17 protein-coding genes are annotated in these 19,719 nt (G+C 60.7%); 14 read left to right on the forward strand and 3 right to left on the reverse strand.

Annotated features, from left to right (window positions below; translation table 11 throughout):
- The first annotated feature begins 62 nt into the window (after positions 1–62).
- The 11 genes from AC1RGE_RS21585 (at position 63) to AC1RGE_RS21635 (ending at position 14,198) form a co-directional block, all read left to right on the forward strand.
- Positions 63–2,900, forward strand: a complete 2,838-nt coding sequence (locus tag AC1RGE_RS21585) for an LPS-assembly protein LptD (RefSeq protein ID WP_072443666.1) — start codon at positions 63–65, stop codon at positions 2,898–2,900.
- Positions 2,881–4,197, forward strand: coding sequence for a peptidylprolyl isomerase SurA (gene surA, locus AC1RGE_RS21590; RefSeq protein WP_036997049.1), 1,317 nt, complete (start codon positions 2,881–2,883; stop codon positions 4,195–4,197). Before AC1RGE_RS21585 ends, surA begins: the two co-directional genes overlap by 20 nt.
- Positions 4,194–5,183 (forward strand): 4-hydroxythreonine-4-phosphate dehydrogenase PdxA, encoded by a 990-nt coding sequence (pdxA, locus tag AC1RGE_RS21595; RefSeq protein ID WP_015637252.1) that lies wholly within the window; start codon positions 4,194–4,196, stop codon positions 5,181–5,183. Before surA ends, pdxA begins: the two co-directional genes overlap by 4 nt.
- Positions 5,180–5,992: a 16S rRNA (adenine(1518)-N(6)/adenine(1519)-N(6))-dimethyltransferase RsmA gene (gene rsmA, locus AC1RGE_RS21600; protein ID WP_492584993.1), complete on the forward strand. Its 813-nt coding sequence runs from the start codon at positions 5,180–5,182 to the stop codon at positions 5,990–5,992. The genes pdxA and rsmA overlap by 4 nt, the downstream gene beginning before the upstream one ends.
- Before the next feature lie 124 nt (positions 5,993–6,116).
- Positions 6,117–6,497 (forward strand): Co2+/Mg2+ efflux protein ApaG, encoded by a 381-nt coding sequence (apaG, locus tag AC1RGE_RS21605; RefSeq protein ID WP_011063828.1) that lies wholly within the window; start codon positions 6,117–6,119, stop codon positions 6,495–6,497.
- Complete coding sequence (locus AC1RGE_RS21610; RefSeq protein WP_492584995.1) at positions 6,497–7,366, forward strand: symmetrical bis(5'-nucleosyl)-tetraphosphatase; 870 nt, start codon at positions 6,497–6,499, stop codon at positions 7,364–7,366. Before apaG ends, AC1RGE_RS21610 begins: the two co-directional genes overlap by 1 nt.
- 33 nt (positions 7,367–7,399) lie before the next feature.
- A complete protein-coding gene (glpE, locus tag AC1RGE_RS21615; protein WP_011063830.1) occupies positions 7,400–7,729 on the forward strand; it encodes a thiosulfate sulfurtransferase GlpE in 330 nt (109 codons plus the stop codon).
- A 299-nt stretch (positions 7,730–8,028) separates the two neighbouring features.
- Positions 8,029–9,951, forward strand: coding sequence for a PrkA family serine protein kinase (locus AC1RGE_RS21620; RefSeq protein ID WP_011063831.1), 1,923 nt, complete (start codon positions 8,029–8,031; stop codon positions 9,949–9,951).
- A gap of 118 nt (positions 9,952–10,069) precedes the next feature.
- Positions 10,070–11,344 (forward strand): YeaH/YhbH family protein, encoded by a 1,275-nt coding sequence (locus tag AC1RGE_RS21625; protein WP_011063832.1) that lies wholly within the window; start codon positions 10,070–10,072, stop codon positions 11,342–11,344.
- On the forward strand, positions 11,341–12,903 hold the full coding sequence (locus AC1RGE_RS21630) for a SpoVR family protein (protein ID WP_492584997.1): 1,563 nt from the start codon (positions 11,341–11,343) through the stop codon (positions 12,901–12,903). Before AC1RGE_RS21625 ends, AC1RGE_RS21630 begins: the two co-directional genes overlap by 4 nt.
- Positions 12,904–12,968: 65 nt before the next feature.
- A complete protein-coding gene (locus tag AC1RGE_RS21635) occupies positions 12,969–14,198 on the forward strand; it encodes a multifunctional CCA addition/repair protein (RefSeq protein WP_492584999.1) in 1,230 nt (409 codons plus the stop codon).
- Positions 14,199–14,244: 46 nt separating this feature from the next.
- Here the strand turns inward: AC1RGE_RS21635 and folK are convergent, their stop codons facing one another.
- The gene (gene folK / locus AC1RGE_RS21640; protein WP_492585001.1) at positions 14,245–14,760 is read right to left on the reverse strand and encodes a 2-amino-4-hydroxy-6-hydroxymethyldihydropteridine diphosphokinase; all 516 of its coding nucleotides are present in this window, start codon (positions 14,758–14,760) and stop codon (positions 14,245–14,247) included.
- Complete coding sequence (gene folB / locus AC1RGE_RS21645; protein ID WP_011063836.1) at positions 14,751–15,104, reverse strand: dihydroneopterin aldolase; 354 nt, start codon at positions 15,102–15,104, stop codon at positions 14,751–14,753. The genes folK and folB overlap by 10 nt, the downstream gene beginning before the upstream one ends.
- Before the next feature lie 74 nt (positions 15,105–15,178).
- Here folB and plsY point away from each other — a divergent pair, with 74 nt between their 5' ends.
- Positions 15,179–15,748, forward strand: a complete 570-nt coding sequence (gene plsY, locus AC1RGE_RS21650) for a glycerol-3-phosphate 1-O-acyltransferase PlsY (protein WP_019094979.1) — start codon at positions 15,179–15,181, stop codon at positions 15,746–15,748.
- A gap of 45 nt (positions 15,749–15,793) precedes the next feature.
- On the opposite strand, the gene tsaD is transcribed toward plsY, so the two are convergent.
- Entirely contained in the window at positions 15,794–16,819 is a 1,026-nt protein-coding gene (tsaD, locus tag AC1RGE_RS21655; RefSeq protein ID WP_011063838.1) for a tRNA (adenosine(37)-N6)-threonylcarbamoyltransferase complex transferase subunit TsaD, read from the reverse strand.
- Positions 16,820–17,019: 200 nt separating this feature from the next.
- Between tsaD and rpsU the strand changes: the two genes are divergently transcribed.
- Positions 17,020–17,235 (forward strand): 30S ribosomal protein S21, encoded by a 216-nt coding sequence (rpsU, locus tag AC1RGE_RS21660; protein ID WP_002551877.1) that lies wholly within the window; start codon positions 17,020–17,022, stop codon positions 17,233–17,235.
- 483 nt (positions 17,236–17,718) lie between these two features.
- Positions 17,719–19,692 (forward strand): DNA primase, encoded by a 1,974-nt coding sequence (dnaG, locus tag AC1RGE_RS21665; RefSeq protein ID WP_019094980.1) that lies wholly within the window; start codon positions 17,719–17,721, stop codon positions 19,690–19,692.
- The last annotated feature ends 27 nt before the right edge of the window (positions 19,693–19,719 follow it).

Raw genomic sequence — 19,719 nt, forward strand, 5'->3', positions numbered from 1 at the left:
CATCGAGAGGCGTGCGGCCCACACCGCGGGCAGATGGCACGCAGGAAGCCCGGACTAATAAGATGGCATTGAAATCCCCCGCGTTTCGTAAAAAATTTCCGTTGCTGGTTACCGGCAGTTTGCTGGCCCTGCAACCTCTAGCCACTTCCTTCGTGGTCGCCGCGGAACAGTATGACTGCTCAGTCTCTGCTTCGGGTGGCTGGGCCTGTGCGCCGAAAACCAGCGCCGCCCAACTGCCGCCGCGCCCGGTCCACGACGCCAACTCGGTCAGCTCCAGCGTTGCTACGGCAGCCGATGCTACGGGCGAAGAAGCCAGCGGCGACAAGTCGAAGCTGGTGACCGAGGCCAAGGGCCGTGGCCTGAAGTCCCGCAGTGCGGACTACAGCCACCTCGACTGGGTACCGCGTGAGAAGCTCACCGCCGCTCAATTGGCCGAGACCGGTCCTTACTGCTCTGGTTCCTATATCGAACCGATTCGTCCTGGCATGAATGACAAGACGAATAAAAGTGACGCTCCGACCTTTATCGGCGCCAAGGCTTCCCGCTATCAGCAGGAAGAACAGGTGGCGACCCTGGCCGGTGACGTGGTCATGCGCCAGGGCAGCATGCAGGTCGAGGCCGACGAGGCCAGCCTGTATCAGGCCGAGAACCGCGGCGAACTAAGCGGCAACGTGCGCGTACGCGACAATGGCGCGCTGCTGGTGGGCGACCACGCCGACATCCAGCTGGATACCGGTGAAGCCAAGGTCGACAACGCCGAGTACGTTCTGCACAAATCCCGCGTCCGTGGTAATGCGCTGTACGCCAAGCGTGCGGAAAACGCCATCATCCGCCTCAAGGATGGTACGTACACCACGTGCGAACCGAACAGCAACGCCTGGCAGCTCAAGGGCAACAACATCACCTTGAACCCGGCCACCGGCTTCGGCACCGCGACCAACGTGACCCTTCGGGTCAAAGATATTCCGGTGCTCTACACCCCGTATATCTACTTCCCGATCGACGATCGTCGCCAGTCCGGCTTCCTGCCGCCTAGCTTCAGTACCGGCAGCGATACCGGCTTCATGCTGGTGACCCCGTACTACTTCAACCTGGCGCCCAACTACGACGCCACGTTGTACCCACGCTACATGGCCAAGCGCGGCCTGTTGATGGAAGGCGAGTTCCGCTACCTGACCAAAAGCAGCGAAGGTCAGTTCGGCGCGGCCTACCTCAACGACGACGACACCGATCGCAAGAAGCAGACCGACTACGAAAAAACCCGCTACATGCTCAACTGGCAGCACAAGGGCGGGCTTGATTCGCGTCTGATGACCGAAGTCGACTACACCAAGATCAGCGATCCGTACTACTTCCAGGACCTGCAGACCGACCAGATCGGCGTGAAGGCCACCGATTACGTCAACCAGCAAGGCGTGGTTACCTACCGTGGCGACGACTACACCGCACGCCTGAACGTGCAGGCGTACGAACTGGCCAGCGTGGCCAACATCACTCCGTACAACAAGCTGCCGCAAATCACCTTCAACGGCGCGCTGCCGTACCATCCGCAAGGTCTGGATTTCACTTATGAAACCGAGTTGGTGCGCTTCGATCGGGATCTGCTGACAGGCAATTATACGGACAAGGACGGTGGGCCGATCGATCCGGTTACCGGTGCAGTGGGCACACGACGCCTTGATACCAACGTCGCTGGGCTAGCCCGCGCGAATGGCGATCGTCTGAACCTCAAGCCGGGCGTCAGCCTTCCGCTGAACTGGAGCTACGGCTACCTGACGCCGTCCTTGAAGTACATGTACACCCAATACAACCTTGATCTTGATGGTACTGGCAAAGAAGGCATCGTCGCGGCACGCAACTACGCGACCGCTACAGGCACCCGCTATGTCGGCGGCGACTACAGCCGAAACCAAAACCGCGGCGTCCCGATCGCCAGCCTCGACGGTGGCCTGTACTTCGACCGCAACACCCAATGGTTTGGCAAGAACTATCGTCAAACCCTGGAACCACGCGCGTTCTACCTCTACGTTCCTGAAGAGGATCAGAAAGACATCCCGGTATTCGATACTGGCGAGCCCACGTTCAACTACGCCTCCTTGTTCCGCGACAACCGCTTTTCCGGCTCTGACCGTGTCGGCGACGAGAACAAGCTGTCCTTGGGTGTGACCAGCCGTTGGATCGAAGACAACGGTTTCCAACGCCAGCGCATCAGCGTCGGCCAGGCTCTGTACTTCAAGGACCGTACCGTCCAGCTCCCGGGCATCGATTACCGTACCCGCGCGGACGCCACCTCGAACGTCTCGCCTTACGCACTTGAGTACGAATACCGCTACAACCGCGACTGGCGTGCAACTGCCGACTACAACTGGGACCCGGACAGCCACAGCGCGCGTTCCGGCAGTGCGATGTTCCACTATCAGCCTGAAGACAACCCGAACAAGGTGGTCAACGCCGGCTATCGCTATCGCAACGACCAGATTCGCTACGACCAGAACAGCGGTACCTGGAAAATGGGTGGCGACTACGGCACTCCGGGCACTCCGGGCTACGTGAAGGACTACTACAAGATCCAGCAGCATGACTTCTCGGTGATCTGGCCGATCGTGCCGCAATGGAACGCCATCAGCCGTTGGCAGTACGACTACAACCGTAACCGCACGCTCGAGGCCTTCGGTGGTTTCGAATACGACAACTGCTGCTGGAAACTGCGCCTGATCAGCCGTTACTGGGTCAAGTATGACGAGTTCAGTCAGAACGCTCCTGAGAACGAGAAAGGCGACCGCGGCATCTTCCTCCAAATTGTTCTGAAGGGTCTCGGTGGCGTCATGGGCACCAAAGTAGAGAGCTTCCTCGACAAAGGCATCCAAGGTTATCGTGAACGTGAAGACCAAGCTTTCTGATTGTCTGCGCCCGCTGATGCTGGGCGCGCTGTTCCTGAGTACTGCGGCCAGCGCCGCAGTACAGTCCATCGACAAGGTCGTGGCCATCGTCGACAACGACGTGGTCATGCAGAGCCAGTTGGACCAGCGGGTTCACGAAGTCCAGCAAACCATCGCCAAGCGTGGCGGTGGCGTACCGCCTACCAGCGTCCTGGAGCAACAGGTTCTGGAACGCCTGATCGTTGAAAACCTGCAACTGCAGATTGGCGAACGCTCCGGCATCCGCATCACCGATGAAGAACTGAACCAGGCGATCGGCACCATTGCCCAGCGCAACAGCATGAGCATCGAGCAATTCCGTGCCGCCCTGGCCCACGATGGCCTCTCTTATGAGGACGCCCGTGACCAGGTTCGCCGCGAGATGATCATCAGCCGTGTGCGCCAGCGCCGTGTGGCCGAACGCATCCAGGTATCGGAACAGGAAGTGAAGAACTTCCTGGCCTCGGACCTGGGCAAGATGCAGCTCTCCGAAGAACTGCACCTGGCCAATATCCTGATCCCGACCCCGGAAAGCGCCAACTCCGAAGCCATTCAGAGTGCTGCCCGCCAGGCCATGGAGGTGTACCAGCAGCTCAAGCAGGGTGCGGACTTCGCCCAGCTGGCAATCGCCCGCTCCGGCAGCGACAACGCTCTGGAAGGCGGCGACATGGGCTGGCGCAAAGCGGCTCAACTGCCCCCTCCATTCGATCGCGAACTGAGCGCCATGGCCGTGGGTGACATTACCCAACCGGCCCGTACCCCTGGCGGCTTCATCATCCTCAAGCTGCTGGACAAACGGGGCGGCGGTAATCAGGTGCGTGACGAAGTGCACGTGCGTCATATCCTGATCAAGCCAAGCGAAATTCGCAGCGAAGAAGAGACCAAGCGCCTGGCGCAGAAACTCTACGATCGCATCGAGGCCGGCGAAGACTTCGCCGAACTGGCGAAAAGCTACTCGGAAGACCCAGGCTCCGCCCTCAACGGCGGCGACCTCAACTGGATCGACCCGAACGCCCTGGTGCCGGAATTCCGCGAAGTGATGGCCAAGACCCCACAAGGTCAACTGTCCAAGCCCTTCAAGAGCCCTTACGGCTGGCACGTACTGGAAGTCCTTGGCCGTCGCGCCACCGACAGCACCAGCCAGGCCCGCGAACAGCAAGCCATGACCGTCCTGCGTAACCGCAAGTACGACGAAGAGCTGCAGACCTGGTTGCGGCAGATCCGTGACGAGGCCTACGTCGAAATCAAGCTGCCCGGCGCTGAACAGGCCGCACAGTGAAACCCAGACGTTTCGCTCTGACACCCGGCGAACCGGCGGGTATAGGTCCTGACCTGTGCCTGCTGCTCGCTTCGCAACCCCAGCCTCACCCCCTGATTGCCATTACCAGCCGCGACCTGCTCCTAGAGCGGGCCGCGCAGCTGGGCGTGGCCGTCGATCTGCTGCCGGTAACCCTGGAGCAACTGCCGACTGAACCCGCCCCGGCGAACAGCCTGTATGTCTGGGACACGCCCCTGGCCAAACCTGTGATCAGCGGCCAGCTGGACCAGGCCAATGCGGCTTTTGTCCTGCAAACCCTGACCCGCGCCGGCCAGGGCTGCCTGGACGGGCACTTTGCCGGCATGATCACCGCCCCCGTGCACAAAGGCGTGATCAACGACTCCGGGATCGCCTTTTCCGGCCATACCGAATTCCTCGCCGACCTGACCCACACCGAGCAAGTGGTGATGATGCTGGCCACCCACGGCCTGCGCGTGGCGCTGGTAACCACCCACCTGCCCTTGCGGGAAATCGCCGACGCCATCACTGTCGAGCGCCTGGAGCGGGTCACGCGGATCCTGCATGCCGACCTGCAGCACAAGTTCGGCATCGCCCGGCCACGCATCCTGGTCTGCGGGCTCAACCCCCACGCCGGTGAAGGCGGTCACCTGGGCCGCGAAGAAATCGACATCATCGAACCTACCCTAGAGCGCCTGCGCACCGAAGGCATGGACCTGCGCGGTCCATTGCCTGCCGACACTCTGTTTACCCCCAAATATCTGGAGCACTGCGACGCAGTGCTGGCGATGTACCACGACCAAGGCTTGCCTGTGCTGAAATACAAAGGCTTCGGCGCGGCCGTCAACGTGACGCTCGGCTTGCCGATCATCCGCACTTCCGTCGACCACGGCACCGCCCTGGACCTGGCCGGCAGCGGCAAGATCGACACCGGCAGCCTGCAGGTCGCCCTGGAAACCGCCTACCAGATGGCCGAGAACCGTATATGACCGAGCAATACCAACACCGGGCGCGCAAGCGCTTCGGCCAGAACTTCCTGCATGACGCTGGCGTCATCGACCGCATCCTACGGTCCATCCACGCCAAGCCTGAGGACCGCATGCTGGAAATCGGCCCGGGCCAGGGCGCCCTGACCGAAGGCCTGCTGGGCAGCGGCGCCCAGCTGGACGTGGTGGAACTGGACAAGGACCTGATCCCGATCCTCAACCAGCAGTTCGCCGGCAAGAGCAACTTCAACCTGCACCAGGGCGACGCCCTGAAGTTCGACTTCAACACCCTGGGCGCAGCGCCAGGCAGCCTGCGGGTGGTCGGCAACCTGCCCTACAACATCTCTACTCCGCTGATCTTCCACCTGCTGCAGAACGCCGGACTGATCCGCGACATGCACTTCATGCTGCAAAAGGAAGTGGTCGAACGCCTGGCTGCCGGCCCTGGCGGTGGTGATTGGGGCCGTCTTTCGATCATGGTCCAGTATCACTGCCGTGTGGAGCACCTGTTCAACGTCGGCCCGGGCGCCTTCAATCCGCCGCCAAAAGTCGACTCGGCGATCGTGCGCCTGGTGCCCCACACGGTACTGCCACACCCGGCCAAGGATCATCGCCTGCTGGAGCGCATCGTGCGCGAAGCCTTCAACCAACGCCGCAAGACCCTGCGCAACACCCTCAAGGCACTGCTCAGCAGCGCCGAGATCGAGGCCGCCGGCGTAGACGGCAGCCTGCGTCCCGAGCAACTGGACCTGGCCGCCTTCGTGCGCCTGGCCGATCAGCTGGCAGGCCAACCCAAGCCCGCCACCGACTGAAACGCCCTAGGCTGTTATCGGGTAGGACGCCAGACAGGATGTCTGGTCTACTACCCGATACTTGACCTAGACTGACCTCCATCAGTCCTGTCCCGCGTCCCGCTTTGCTTTAAAGGCCTCTTGCATGTCCGATCCTCGTTACCAGGTCGACGTCAGCGTCGTCACTCGCTTTCTGGCAGACCAATCGCAACCCGAGCAGAACCGCTTCGCTTTCGCCTACACCATCACCGTGCAGAACAATGGCTCGCTTCCAGCCAAGCTGCTGTCCCGGCACTGGGTGATCACCGATGGCGACGGGCATGTCGAAGAGGTCCGTGGTGCCGGCGTGGTGGGCCAGCAACCGCTGATCGCCGCAGGCAAAAGCCACACCTACAGCAGCGGCACGGTAATGACCACCCGGGTTGGCAACATGCAGGGCAGCTATCAGATGCTCGCCGAGGATGGCAAACAGTTCGACGCCGTCATTGCGCCCTTCCGCCTGGCCGTGCCCGGAGCCTTGCACTGATGGCGACCTACGCCGTCGGCGACCTGCAAGGCTGCCTGGAACCTCTGCAATGCCTGCTTGAACAAGTAGCCTTCGATCCCGCCCGGGATCGCCTGTGGCTGGTGGGCGACCTGATCAACCGTGGCCCGCAGTCGCTGGAAACCCTGCGCTACCTGTATTCGATCCGCGACTCGCTGGTCTGCGTGCTGGGCAATCACGACCTGCACCTGCTGGCCGTCTGGCGCAACGTCGAGCGCCTGAAGAAATCCGACACTCTGCGCGAGATCCTGGAGGCTCCCGATTGCGAGGAGCTCTTGCAGTGGCTGCGCCAGCAAAAGCTGATGCATTACGACGAAGCCCGCAACATCGCCATGGTCCACGCCGGCATAGCCCCCCAGTGGTCACTGAAGAAAGCCCAGAAATGTGCCGCCGAGGTCGAAGAAGCGTTGCGCGACGACAACCTCTTCGACCCCTTCCTGGACGGCATGTATGGCAATGATCCAGCGAAATGGGACAGTGATCTCAAAGGCGTGACTCGCCTGCGGGTCATCACCAACTACTTCACCCGCATGCGCTTCTGTACCAGCGATGGCAAGCTGGACCTCAAGAGCAAGGAGGGCCTGGACACCGCGCCACCGGGCTACGCCCCCTGGTTCAGCCACAAGGAGCGCAAGACCCGGGACCTGAAGATCATCTTCGGCCACTGGGCAGCCCTGGAAGGCCATTGCAACGAGCCCGGCATCTTCGCCCTGGACAGCGGCTGCGTCTGGGGCGGGGCCATGACCCTGCTGAATGTCGATAGCGGCGTACGCCTGACCTGCGACTGCGATGCCCAAGGCCGCACCGCCGCTCTTTCCCCCGAACCCCTGCCGGCACCGGCAAAGCGCTAGCCGGCGCTGATTATCAAGCTCCAGGAGCCCGCCATGAGCGAATTCAAACGCATCCCCCCAGAACAGGCCCAGGCACTGCGCGAGCAAGGTGCCGTGGTGGTGGACATTCGCGATCCGCAAACCTACGCACTGAACCACATCAGTGGCTCGCAACACCTGGACAATCACTCCATTTCCGACTTCATCCGCGCTGCTGACCTCGACGCTCCGCTAGTGGTGGTTTGCTATCACGGAAACTCGAGCCAGAGCGCGGCAGCCTACCTGGTCAGCCAGGGCTTTTCCGACGTCTACAGCCTGGATGGCGGCTTCGAACTGTGGCGCAGCACTTATCCAGCGGAAACCGCTCAGGGCAACCCTGAATAATTTTTTTCCGACGCTCTAGCCCGCGTACGACGCGGGCTGACGCAGCACCAGACGAACGGTAGCGGGCAACTAATTCCCCATCTCGCCTTGACCTCCCGGATTCCGAACTATCCTTAGCCTCAGGCCATCCAAATCAGGGGAGAGCCGGTACACCGGCGAGCGGGTCATCGGTACTAGCTTTCAAGGTCGATAGCTTTGAAAGTGTTCTGGGGGGTAAACAGCAGCTGGAAACTCAGCTGCATGCCAGCACTTGACTGACTGATCCGACGCCGGCTCCACGTATCGAGCGAGGTGACGTCATGAGTATTTTTAGCCACTTCCAACAACGCTTCGAATCCACACGCCAGGAAGAGTTTTCGCTGCAGGAATACCTGGAGCTGTGCAAGAAGGATCGAAGCGCCTACGCCTCGGCCGCCGAGCGCCTGCTGCTGGCCATCGGCGAGCCCGAATTGCTGGATACCTCGACCAATTCGAGGCTGTCGCGAATCTTCTCCAACAAAGTGATTCGCCGCTATCCGGCATTCGAAGACTTCCATGGCATGGAAGAATGCATCGATCAGATCGTCTCCTACTTCCGTCATGCCGCTCAGGGCCTGGAAGAAAAGAAACAGATCCTCTATCTGCTGGGGCCGGTGGGCGGTGGTAAATCCTCCCTCGCCGAGAAACTCAAGCAACTGATCGAGAAAGTGCCCTTCTACGCCATCAAGGGCTCTCCGGTCTTCGAATCACCGCTGGGCCTGTTCAACGCCACGGAAGATGGCGCGATTCTCGAAGAAGACTTCGGCATTCCCCGGCGTTACCTCAACACCATCATGTCGCCCTGGGCTACCAAGCGCCTGTCGGAGTTCGGCGGCGACATCAGCCAGTTCCGGGTGGTGAAACTCTATCCGTCGATCCTCAACCAGATTGCCGTGGCCAAGACCGAGCCTGGGGATGAGAACAACCAGGACATCTCGGCCCTCGTGGGCAAGGTGGATATCCGCAAGCTGGAAGAATTCCCCCAGAACGACGCCGACGCCTACAGCTACTCCGGGGCGCTGTGCCGGGCCAACCAGGGCCTGATGGAATTCGTCGAAATGTTCAAGGCACCGATCAAGGTGCTGCACCCATTGCTGACCGCGACGCAGGAAGGCAACTACAACAGCACAGAGGGCCTGGGGGCGATTCCGTTTACCGGCATTCTGCTGGCCCACTCCAACGAGTCGGAATGGCACACCTTCCGCAACAACAAGAACAACGAAGCCTTCATCGACCGGATCTATATCGTCAAGGTGCCGTACTGCCTGCGGGTCACCGATGAGGTGAAGATCTACGACAAGCTGCTGTTCAACAGCTCCCTGGCCAAGGCCCACTGCGCCCCCGACACCCTGAAGATGCTGGCGCAGTTCACCGTGCTTTCGCGCCTCAAGGAACCGGAGAACTCCAACATCTACTCGAAGATGCGGGTGTATGACGGCGAAAACCTCAAGGACACCGATCCCAAGGCCAAGTCGATCCAGGAGTACCGTGACAGCGCCGGCGTCGACGAGGGGATGAACGGGTTGTCGACTCGCTTTGCCTTCAAGATCCTGTCGAAGGTCTTCAACTTCGACCCTCACGAAGTGGCGGCGAATCCGGTGCACCTGCTGTACGTGCTGGAACAGCAGATCGAGCAAGAGCAGTTCCAGGCAGAAACCCGCGAGCGCTACCTGCGCTTCCTCAAGGAATACCTGGCACCGCGCTACATCGAATTCATCGGCAAGGAGATCCAGACCGCCTACCTCGAGTCCTACAGCGAGTACGGCCAGAACATCTTCGACCGCTACGTGCTCTATGCGGACTTCTGGATCCAGGATCAGGAATACCGCGATCCGGAGACCGGCGAAATCCTCAATCGCGTGGCCCTCAACGAGGAACTGGAAAAGATCGAAAAACCGGCCGGGATCAGCAACCCGAAAGATTTCCGCAACGAAATCGTCAATTTCGTCCTGCGCGCCCGGGCCAACAACAACGGCAAGAACCCCACCTGGCTCAGCTACGAGAAGCTGCGGGTGGTCATCGAGAAGAAAATGTTCTCCAACACCGAGGACCTGTTGCCGGTCATCAGCTTCAACGCCAAGGCGAGCAAGGAGGATCAGCAGAAGCACAACGACTTCGTCACACGAATGGTCGAGCGCGGCTACACCGACAAACAGGTACGGCTGCTATCCGAATGGTATCTGCGGGTCAGAAAGTCGCAGTAGAGCAGCTGCAAGCTTCTAGCCCCAAGCTGCGGGCACCTTGCCGTAGAGCCCTTGCGGGCTCTGCTGCAACGCTGCCTACCGCCTGAAGCTTATGTCTTGAAGCTCCCCGGAGGGGCCCATGAGCTATGTGATCGACCGACGTCTCAATGGCAAGAACAAGAGCACGGTAAACCGCCAGCGGTTTCTGCGGCGCTACCGTGACCACATTAAAAAGGCCGTCGAAGAGGCGGTTAGCCGGCGCTCCATCACCGATATGGAGCATGGCGAGCAAATCAGCATTCCCGGGCGGGATATCGACGAGCCGGTGCTGCACCACGGCCGTGGCGGCAAGCAGACCGTGGTTCACCCAGGCAACAAGGAGTTCACTGCCGGCGAGCACATTGCCAGGCCTCAAGGCGGCGGTGGGGGCGGTGGCGGCCGGGGCAAGGCCGGCAACTCCGGCGAAGGCATGGACGAGTTCGTGTTCCAGATCACCCAGGAGGAATTCCTCGAATTCATGTTCGAGGACCTGGAACTGCCCAACCTGGTGAAACGCAACCTGACCGGAACCGACACCTTCAAGACCGTACGAGCCGGGATCAGCAACGAAGGCAACCCGGCTCGGATCAATATCATCCGTACCTTGCGGTCGGCCCACGCGCGGCGCATTGCCTTGTCCGGCAGCAGCCGGGCCAAGCTGCGGGAAGCCAAGGAAGAACTGGCGCGCCTGAAGCGGGAAGAACCGGACAATTTCGGCGATATCCAGGAGCTTGAGGCGGAAATCGAGCGCCTGAGTGCCCGGATTCACCGCGTGCCCTTCCTCGACACCTTCGACCTCAAGTACAACCTGCTGGTGAAACAGCCCAACCCCAGCTCCAAGGCGGTGATGTTCTGCCTGATGGACGTTTCCGGCTCCATGACCCAGGCCACCAAAGACATCGCCAAGCGTTTCTTCATCCTTCTGTACCTGTTCCTCAAGCGCAACTACGACAAGATCGACGTCGTGTTCATCCGCCACCACACCAGTGCCCGGGAAGTGGACGAGGAGGAATTCTTCTATTCCCGGGAAACCGGCGGCACCATCGTCTCCAGCGCCCTGAAGCTGATGCAGGAGATCATGGCCGAACGCTACCCGAGCAACGAGTGGAACATCTACGCCGCCCAGGCCTCCGATGGCGACAACTGGAACGACGACTCGCCGATCTGCCGCGACATCCTGATCAACCAGATCATGCCGTTCGTGCAGTACTACACCTACGTGGAAATCACCCCGCGCGAGCACCAGGCCCTGTGGTTCGAGTACGAACGCATCGCCGAGGCCTTTTCCGATACATTCGCCCAGCAGCAACTGGTTTCGGCCGGAGACATCTATCCGGTCTTCCGTGAACTCTTCCAGCGCAGGTTAGTGACATGACCGCCAGAGAGCAGAAGCGCCAACCCATCTCCACCGGCTCGGAATGGACCTTCGAGCTGATCCAGGCCTACGACCGTGAAATCAGCCGTATCGCGGCCCGCTATGCCCTGGACACCTATCCCAACCAGATCGAAGTGATCACCGCCGAGCAGATGATGGACGCCTATGCCTCGGTGGGCATGCCCCTGGGCTATCACCACTGGTCCTACGGCAAGCACTTCCTCAGCACCGAAAAATCCTACAGCCGGGGCCAGATGGGCCTGGCCTACGAAATCGTCATTAACTCCGACCCTTGCATTGCCTATCTGATGGAAGAGAACACCATCTGCATGCAGGCGCTGGTGGTAGCTCACGCCTGCTATGGCCATAACAGCTTCTTCAAGGGCAATTACCTGTTCCGCACCTGGACCGATGCCAGCTCGATCATCGACTACCTGGTGTTCGCCAAGCAGTACATCATGCAATGCGAGGAGCGCCATGGCATCGATGCCGTGGAAGATCTGCTGGACTCCTGCCATGCCTTGATGAACTACGGTGTCGACCGCTACAAGCGGCCCTACCCGATTTCCGCCGAAGAAGAACGGCGCCGGCAGAAAGACCGGGAGGAACACCTGCAGAAACAGATCAACGACCTGTGGCGCACCATTCCCAAGGGTGCGGACAAGTACAGCGACAAGGACAATGCGCGCTTCCCCGCCGAACCTCAGGAAAACATCCTCTATTTCATCGAAAAACACGCGCCACTGCTGGAGCCCTGGCAACGCGAGATCGTGCGCATCGTGCGCAAGATCGCCCAGTACTTCTACCCGCAACGCCAGACCCAGGTGATGAACGAAGGCTGGGCTACCTTCTGGCACTACACCTTGATGAACGATCTGTACGACGAAGGCCTGGTCACCGATGGCTTCATGATGGAATTCCTCACCTCCCATACCAGCGTGGTATTCCAGCCAGGCTTCGACAGCCCCTACTACAACGGCATCAACCCCTATGCCCTGGGCTTTGCCATGTACCGCGATATCCGACGCATCTGCGAGGAGCCCACGGAAGAGGACCGGCGCTGGTTCCCGGAACTGGCCGGCACCGACTGGCTGTCGAGCATCAAGTTCGCCATGAGCAGCTTCAAGGACGAGAGCTTCATCCTGCAGTACCTGTCGCCCAAGGTCATCCGCGATCTCAAGCTGTTCAGCATCATGGACGACGACCAGAAGGACGACCTGCTGGTACCGGCAATCCATGATGAAAGCGGCTATCGGAACATCCGTGAAACCCTGGCCGCGCAATACAACCTGGGTAACCGAGAACCCAACGTGCAGATCTGGAGCATCGACCGCCGGGGCGACCGCTCCTTGACCCTGCGTCATCAGCAACACGACCGTAAACCCCTGGGGGATTCCACCGACGAAGTGCTCAAGCACCTGCACCGCCTCTGGGGCTTCGACATTCACCTGGAAACCCTGCAGGGCGACCAGGTGATGAAAACCCACCATGTACCGCCAAAGAGCGATCACAACGAAAACGACTACGGTCGCCTGGACTTGGCGGTTATCCACCTTTAAGCCCGATAACAAGCCTCCGGACGCGCGATACAAGGGTTATCCTGTCGCGCTAACGGAGGTTTTTTATGCGGATTTACAAAGTCGGCGGCGCCGTGCGCGACCGCCTGCTCGGCAGGCCGGTTACCGATATCGACTGGGTGGTAGTGGGTGCCAGTGCAGAGGAGATGCTCGCCAAGGGCTTTCGCCCCGTGGGCGCGGACTTCCCGGTATTCCTGCACCCCAAGAGCGGCGAGGAATATGCCCTAGCCCGCACCGAGCGTAAGAGTGGGCGGGGTTATGGCGGTTTCACCTTCCATGCCAGCCCGGAAGTCACCCTGGAAGAGGACCTGATCCGTCGCGACCTGACCATCAACGCCATGGCCGAAGATGAACAGGGCCGCCTCACCGATCCCTACAACGGCCAGAAGGACCTTCAAGAGCGGCTATTGCGCCACGTTTCCCCGGCATTCGCCGAAGATCCCCTGCGAGTACTGCGGGTCGCCCGCTTCGCCGCCCGCTACGCCGGGCTGGGTTTTCGCGTGGCGCCAGAAACACTCGAGCTGATGCGCGAACTCAGTGAATCCGGCGAGCTTCAGGCCCTGACGGCCGAACGCAGCTGGAAAGAGATATCCCGCGCCCTGATGGAGGATCAGCCCCAGGTCTTTATCCAGGTATTGCGCGACTGCGGCGCGCTGGCGGTGCTGATGCCCGAAATCGACGCACTGTTCGGCATACCTCAACCCGCGGTCCACCACCCGGAGATAGACACCGGCGCGCACACCCTCAGCGTTCTGCTGCAAGCCGCGTTGCATCAGCAACCCCTCAGCGTGCGCTGGGCCTGCCTGCTCCACGACCTGGGCAAGGGCCTGACACCCGAGGAGGAGTGGCCACGGCACATTGGCCATGAGCGCACAGGCCTGGAACTGATCAAGGCGGTCAATGAACGCTTCAAGGCGCCCCGGGAATGCCAGGAGCTGGCACTGCTGGTGGGCCAGTACCATACCCACGGCCACAAGGCGCTGGAACTCAAGGCCTCGACACTCCTGGAGCTATTGCAAAGTTTCGACGTGTTCCGACGCCCACAGCGTTTCGAAGAGTTCGTAGCGGCATGCGAAATGGATGCTCGCGGCCGTCTTGGGCTGGAGTCGCGGCCTTATCCGCAGGCCGATTACCTGCGAGGAGCCGCCGAGGCGGCGCGCAAGGTGGCGGTTCAACCCTTGCTGGAACAGGGGTTCAAGGGGCCGCAACTGGGCGAGGCACTAAGGCTGGAACGACTGAAGGCCATCAAGGCCTACAAGGAACAGCACGCGCCTTGAGTGAGTCGCGGACCGCCCCGCCGGGTCCGCGATTAGTCGAGCGCAGCTACAGGTCTGGTGGGGTCAGTTGCATGCCCTGCCATTCGAAGGCGACCGGGGCCAGCACCTGATCGATCTGCGCCTCGGCCCAGAGCGCCCCGAGGCTCTTGCCCGCCAGCGGATGCACCCGCTCGGGCGCCATCAGCGACAGCGGCCAGAGCACGAAGGCGTTCTTCAGAATCTCTGCCCGGGGCAGGATCAGGCCATCGAAATTGCCAGTCAGTTCACCGTAGAGCAATACATCGATATCCAGCGGCAGGCCTTTACGATCAGGGGCATAACGGCCGTTATCGGCCTCGATGAACTTCAGGCGCCGGTCCAGCTCGATCAGAGGCAAGTCGGTAAAAGCCGTCACCACCAGGTTGAAAAACGGGCCGCTCTTGATCCCCACCGGCTGGCTTTCGAACACCGGCGAGCAACGCATATCCACCAGAAAACCGGCCAGGGCATCAAGCCCGGCCCGCAGATGAACTTCACGCCCGATATTGCTACCGAGCCCCAGATACACCTGAGTCAGCGACATCCGCGCTCGATCTCCACACCCACACCCGAGGCAGCCGGGACGGCGCCAGGCTTGGTCAGTTTCAAGCGCAACCAAGGGATGTGAAATTCATTCATCAGAACCTCGGCAAGGCGCTCGGCAAAGGTTTCCACCAACTGGTACTGGGCATGCTCGGCAAACGCCTGGATCCGGGTGGAGACACTGGCATAGTCCAATGCCAGCGTAAGATCATCTCCAGCAGCTGCCGGGCGATTGTCCCAGGCAAAGCTCAGATCAAGACGCAGGCACTGTCGGATGCCGCGCTCCCAGTCGTAGGCACCAATCACGGTGTCCACTTCCAGCCCTTCGATAAACACTCTGTCCAAGCACTCTTCTCCGCAGCACGACAAGGGCGCAATGCGCCGTTAGAATCAGGGCTTCCTCGCCCGGAATAGTTAGCATGTTTTGGTTACTGGCGATTTTCGCCTACCTGCTCGGCTCTCTGTCCTTCGCCATTTTGCTCAGCCGCCTTACGGGAAACCCCGACCCGCGAATGAGTGGCTCGGGTAATGCCGGCGCCACCAATATGCTGCGCTTGGCCGGCAAGAAGCTCGCAGTCCTGACCCTGCTGGGAGATCTGTGCAAAGGCCTGGTGCCTGTGCTGATCGCCCACCTCGCGGGCTTGTCCCTGCAACAACAGGCCTGGGTGGGGCTCTATGCCGTCCTCGGCCATCTGTTTCCACTGTACTTCCGCTTCCGCGGCGGCAAGGGTGTCGCCACCGCCGCCGGCATGCTGCTGGGGCTCTACCCCCCGGCCGCGCTGCTGGCCATCGCCGCCTGGGCGCTGACCTTCTATCTCACTCGTACCAGTTCACTGGCCGCACTGATCGCCACCCCCCTGACCTTGCCACTGCTGGCCTGGCAGGAACCGGAGGCGCTATTGCCGATGAGCGTGCTGACACTGCTGATCGTCTGGCGCCACCGCGGCAATTTACGCGACCTGTTTGCCGGGCGCGAACGGCATTTTTGAATCCCTCAGATGAAAAGGCCTCAGCCCGAGCCTCCCCGCATGAAATCAGAGAGCTGACAACTGCTCCATCGGCCAACGCGCCTGTACGCTGATCGCCAGGCTTTCCTGCTGCCCGGCCTGCAAACGCTGGCAACCGGCAAAGGCGATCATCGCTCCGTTGTCGGTGCAGAACTCGGGACGGGCGTAGAACACATTGCCCTTCATTTCAGCCAGCATCTTTTCCAGCGAAGCGCGCAATGCCTTGTTGGCACTTACACCTCCCGCAATAACCAGACGTTTGAGACCGGTCTGCTTCAAGGCACGCTTGCATTTGATGGTCAGAGTCTCCACCACCGCCTGCTGGAACGCGAGGGAGATGTCGCAACGGGTTTGCTCGCCGTCGTCTCCAGCGCTGACGCACTGCTGCCAGGTGTTCAAGGCGAAGGTTTTCAAGCCGCTGAAGCTGAAATCCAGCCCCGGGCGATCGGTCATCGGCCGCGGAAAGACAAAGCGCCCCGCTACGCCCTGAGTCGCCAGGCGCGCAATCTCGGGGCCGCCCGGATAATTCAGGCCGATCATCTTCGCCGTCTTGTCGAATGCCTCGCCTGCGGCGTCATCCAGGGTCTCGCCCAACAACTCGTATTGGCCGATACCATCGACCCGAACCAACTGGGTATGACCACCGGACACCAACAAAGCGACGAACGGGAATTGCGGAGGTTGCTCCTCCAGCATCGGCGCCAGCAGGTGGCCCTCCATATGGTGCACGCCCAGCGCTGGAATGCCCCAGGCAAAGGCCAGCGCCTGGGCGCAGGAAGCCCCCACCAGCAAGGCACCGACAAGGCCGGGGCCAGCGGTGTAGGCAATCGCGTCGATCTCGGTAGGCACGCAGTCGGCCTCGGCCAGCACCTGGCGGATCAAGGGCAGCATGCGCTTGACGTGATCCCGGGAGGCCAGCTCCGGCACCACGCCACCGTAGGCGCGATGCAGGTCGATCTGGCTGAACAGCGCATCGGCCAGCAGGCCCCGCTCACTGTCGTATAACGCGACGCCGGTTTCGTCGCAGGACGTTTCTAATCCCAGTACTAGCATGGGTTTGCGCCTTGTAGAGGCTGAATTCGAAGGCGCGCATAATAGTCGCCACTCCCGCGCCCGACCAGCGGTTTTCGATCAGAGGCTTTGCATTCCGAGCGTTGAGGGGTTAACATCCGCAACCCTTAAAAACCGACGACCTCAGCCGCGATTTTTGCGACGAGAACGTTGACCCCGGTAATGAATGAAGGTAGCTCTGGATGCCAGCCGTCAAAGTTAAAGAGAACGAACCCTTCGACGTAGCTCTGCGTCGTTTCAAGCGCTCCTGCGAAAAAGCCGGTGTTCTGGCTGAAGTTCGTAGCCGCGAATTTTACGAGAAGCCGACTTCTGAGCGTAAGCGCAAAGCAGCTGCTGCTGTTAAGCGTCACGCCAAGAAAGTTCAGCGCGAACAGCGCCGCGCCGTACGTCTGTACTAATACACAGACGTTCGTTGCAAGCTTCTGCCAAGCCCGGCCCTCAGCCGGGCTAATGGCATTTGCGGAATACGCTTGATGCTTCACCGTCGAAGCCGCCCATGCGACCCAGACGATTCTGCTTCACCACGTCAGACCTGGCTTCTTGCCAGCGGTGCACGTCTTTTCTGACGAGCCTTCCAAGGCTACTGACGAGCACACCCTTATCTGATTCCTACAGACGATCAGCCCAAGGCGCCCTTCTCCAGCGCCCGCTTAATGAGCTATCCGAGGCCAGCCCAAAGCCACTGTCGGACTCAGCGCAACACCTTCAAATAGTCGAATACTGATTGAAACTAACGTCAGTGGACGTTCGGCAGATACACTTCCCGACTGCGATCACGCCGAAAACCAGGGTCGAGCCGCGTAACCTCACGCTTGGCCGCCACCTGAGCTTTCGACAGTGTCGCCAGGGCTATCTTTGCGCGCAGTGATGACGAGAACGCCATGGCCGGGCTTATTCCCCAGAGCTTTATTGACGACCTTCTGAACCGCACCGACATCGTCGATGTCGTCAGTTCGCGCCTGCAAATCAAGAAAGCCGGCAAGAACTACACCGCCTGCTGCCCCTTCCACAAGGAAAAGACCCCCTCCTTCAGCGTCAGCCCCGACAAGCAGTTCTACTACTGCTTCGGCTGCGGCGCAGGCGGGAACGCCCTCGGCTTCATCATGGACCACGACAACCTGGACTTTCCCCAGGCCGTCGAGGAACTGGCGAAGGCGGCTGGCATGGAAATCCCCCGCGAAGAGAGCAGCCGCGGCCAGCGCAAGCCTCGGCAACCCACCGACTCACCGCTGTATCCGCTGCTCACCGCCGCCGCCGACTACTACCGCCAGGCCCTGAAAAGCCATCCAGCGCGCAAGGCTGCGGTCGACTATCTGAAGGGGCGCGGCCTTACCGGCGAGATCGCCCGGGACTTCGGCCTGGGCTTCGCTCCGCCTGGCTGGGACAACCTGTTCAAACACCTGAGCAGCGACACCCTGCAGCAGAAAGCCATGATCGATGCCGGCCTGCTGATCGAGAACGCCGAGACCGGCAAGCGCTATGACCGCTTTCGCGACCGGGTAATGTTCCCGATCCGCGACACTCGCGGTCGGATCATCGCCTTCGGCGGCCGGGTTCTGGGGGACGACAAGCCCAAATACCTGAACTCTCCGGAGACCCCGGTCTTTCACAAGGGCCAGGAACTCTACGGCCTGTTTGAAGCCCGCAAGAACAACCGCAACCTCGACGAAATCATCGTTGTCGAGGGCTACATGGACGTCATCGCCCTGGCCCAGCAAGGCCTGCGCAATGCCGTGGCCACCCTGGGTACCGCCACCAGCGAAGAACACCTCAAGCGCCTGTTCCGCATCGTACCCAACGTACTGTTCTGCTTCGACGGTGACCAGGCTGGACGCAAGGCCGCCTGGCGCGCCCTGGAGGCGACCCTGACCTGCTTGCAGGACGGGCGCCGCGCGCGCTTTCTGTTCCTTCCCGAAGGCGAAGATCCGGATACCCTGGTCCGCTCCGAAGGCACCGATGCCTTCCGCGCTCGAATCAACCAGCATGCACAACCGCTGGCCGATTACTTTTTCCAGCAACTGATCGATGAAGCCGACCCGCGCTCACTGGAAGGCAAGGCCCATCTGGCGACCCTGGCCGCGCCCCTGATCGAGAAAATCCCCGGGGCCAACCTGCGCACCCTGATGCGCCAGCGCCTGAGCGAAATCACCGGCCTGACCAACGAAACGGTCAACCAACTGGCCCACAGCGCACCGCCCGAAGCGCCACCCGCGTACGACGCAGGCATCGATTACGACGCGATGCCGGATTATGCCGACTACCATGAGCCGCACCAGGAGGCGTACGCCCCACAACAAGAGTGGACGCCGAAGAAAAATGCCGGCGGCAAGAAATGGGAAAACAAACCCTGGGACAAGAACGGCAAGGGCAAGCGCCAGGGCGATCGCGACCAGCCACGCGGCCCGCGCATTCCCGCTGCAGTGGAACCGCCGACCCTTTCAGCCTTGCGCACTTTGCTGCATCACCCGCAATTGGCAGAAAAAGTTGAAGATGCCGGGCATTTTGCCGATGACGACAACACCAATACCCAGTTGCTGGTGGCTCTGATCGAAGCCGTGCAGAAAAATCCTAAGCTACGCTCTATTCATCAATTGATGGCGCGCTGGCACGGCACCCAGCAAGGGCATCTGCTCACCGCACTGGCGGAAAAAGAATGGCTGATCGACGGAGATAACCTTGAACAACAGTTTTTCGACACCATTAATAGTTTGTCAGCTCGCCAACGCGAGCGTGTTTTAGAGCAACTTCTCAGGAAATCGCGTCAAAGCGAGCTCAGCAGCGAAGAGAAAAAACAGCTGGTTGAGCTTCTAAAACGCAATGTTCCCGCATCAAACCCGACCTCAACTGGCGCGTGAGGTCATAGCTCGGGTATAATCCTCGGC

Source organism: Pseudomonas sp. GW823-FHT02C05, from assembly GCF_058797595.1.

Excerpts from the sequence above, each read along its gene's own strand:
- AC1RGE_RS21585 (WP_072443666.1), top strand. The coding sequence starts at position 63 with ATGGCATTGAAATCCCCCGCGTTTCGTAAAAAATTTCCGTTGCTGGTT.
- rsmA (WP_492584993.1), top strand. The coding sequence starts at position 5,180 with ATGACCGAGCAATACCAACACCGGGCGCGCAAGCGCTTCGGCCAGAAC.
- apaG (WP_011063828.1), top strand. The coding sequence starts at position 6,117 with ATGTCCGATCCTCGTTACCAGGTCGACGTCAGCGTCGTCACTCGCTTT.
- AC1RGE_RS21610 (WP_492584995.1), top strand. The coding sequence starts at position 6,497 with ATGGCGACCTACGCCGTCGGCGACCTGCAAGGCTGCCTGGAACCTCTG.
- glpE (WP_011063830.1), top strand. The coding sequence starts at position 7,400 with ATGAGCGAATTCAAACGCATCCCCCCAGAACAGGCCCAGGCACTGCGC.
- AC1RGE_RS21620 (WP_011063831.1), top strand. The coding sequence starts at position 8,029 with ATGAGTATTTTTAGCCACTTCCAACAACGCTTCGAATCCACACGCCAG.
- AC1RGE_RS21625 (WP_011063832.1), top strand. The coding sequence starts at position 10,070 with ATGAGCTATGTGATCGACCGACGTCTCAATGGCAAGAACAAGAGCACG.
- AC1RGE_RS21630 (WP_492584997.1), top strand. The coding sequence starts at position 11,341 with ATGACCGCCAGAGAGCAGAAGCGCCAACCCATCTCCACCGGCTCGGAA.
- AC1RGE_RS21635 (WP_492584999.1), top strand. The coding sequence starts at position 12,969 with ATGCGGATTTACAAAGTCGGCGGCGCCGTGCGCGACCGCCTGCTCGGC.
- folK (WP_492585001.1), bottom strand. The coding sequence starts at position 14,760 with ATGTCGCTGACTCAGGTGTATCTGGGGCTCGGTAGCAATATCGGGCGT.
- plsY (WP_019094979.1), top strand. The coding sequence starts at position 15,179 with ATGTTTTGGTTACTGGCGATTTTCGCCTACCTGCTCGGCTCTCTGTCC.
- tsaD (WP_011063838.1), bottom strand. The coding sequence starts at position 16,819 with ATGCTAGTACTGGGATTAGAAACGTCCTGCGACGAAACCGGCGTCGCG.
- rpsU (WP_002551877.1), top strand. The coding sequence starts at position 17,020 with ATGCCAGCCGTCAAAGTTAAAGAGAACGAACCCTTCGACGTAGCTCTG.
- dnaG (WP_019094980.1), top strand. The coding sequence starts at position 17,719 with ATGGCCGGGCTTATTCCCCAGAGCTTTATTGACGACCTTCTGAACCGC.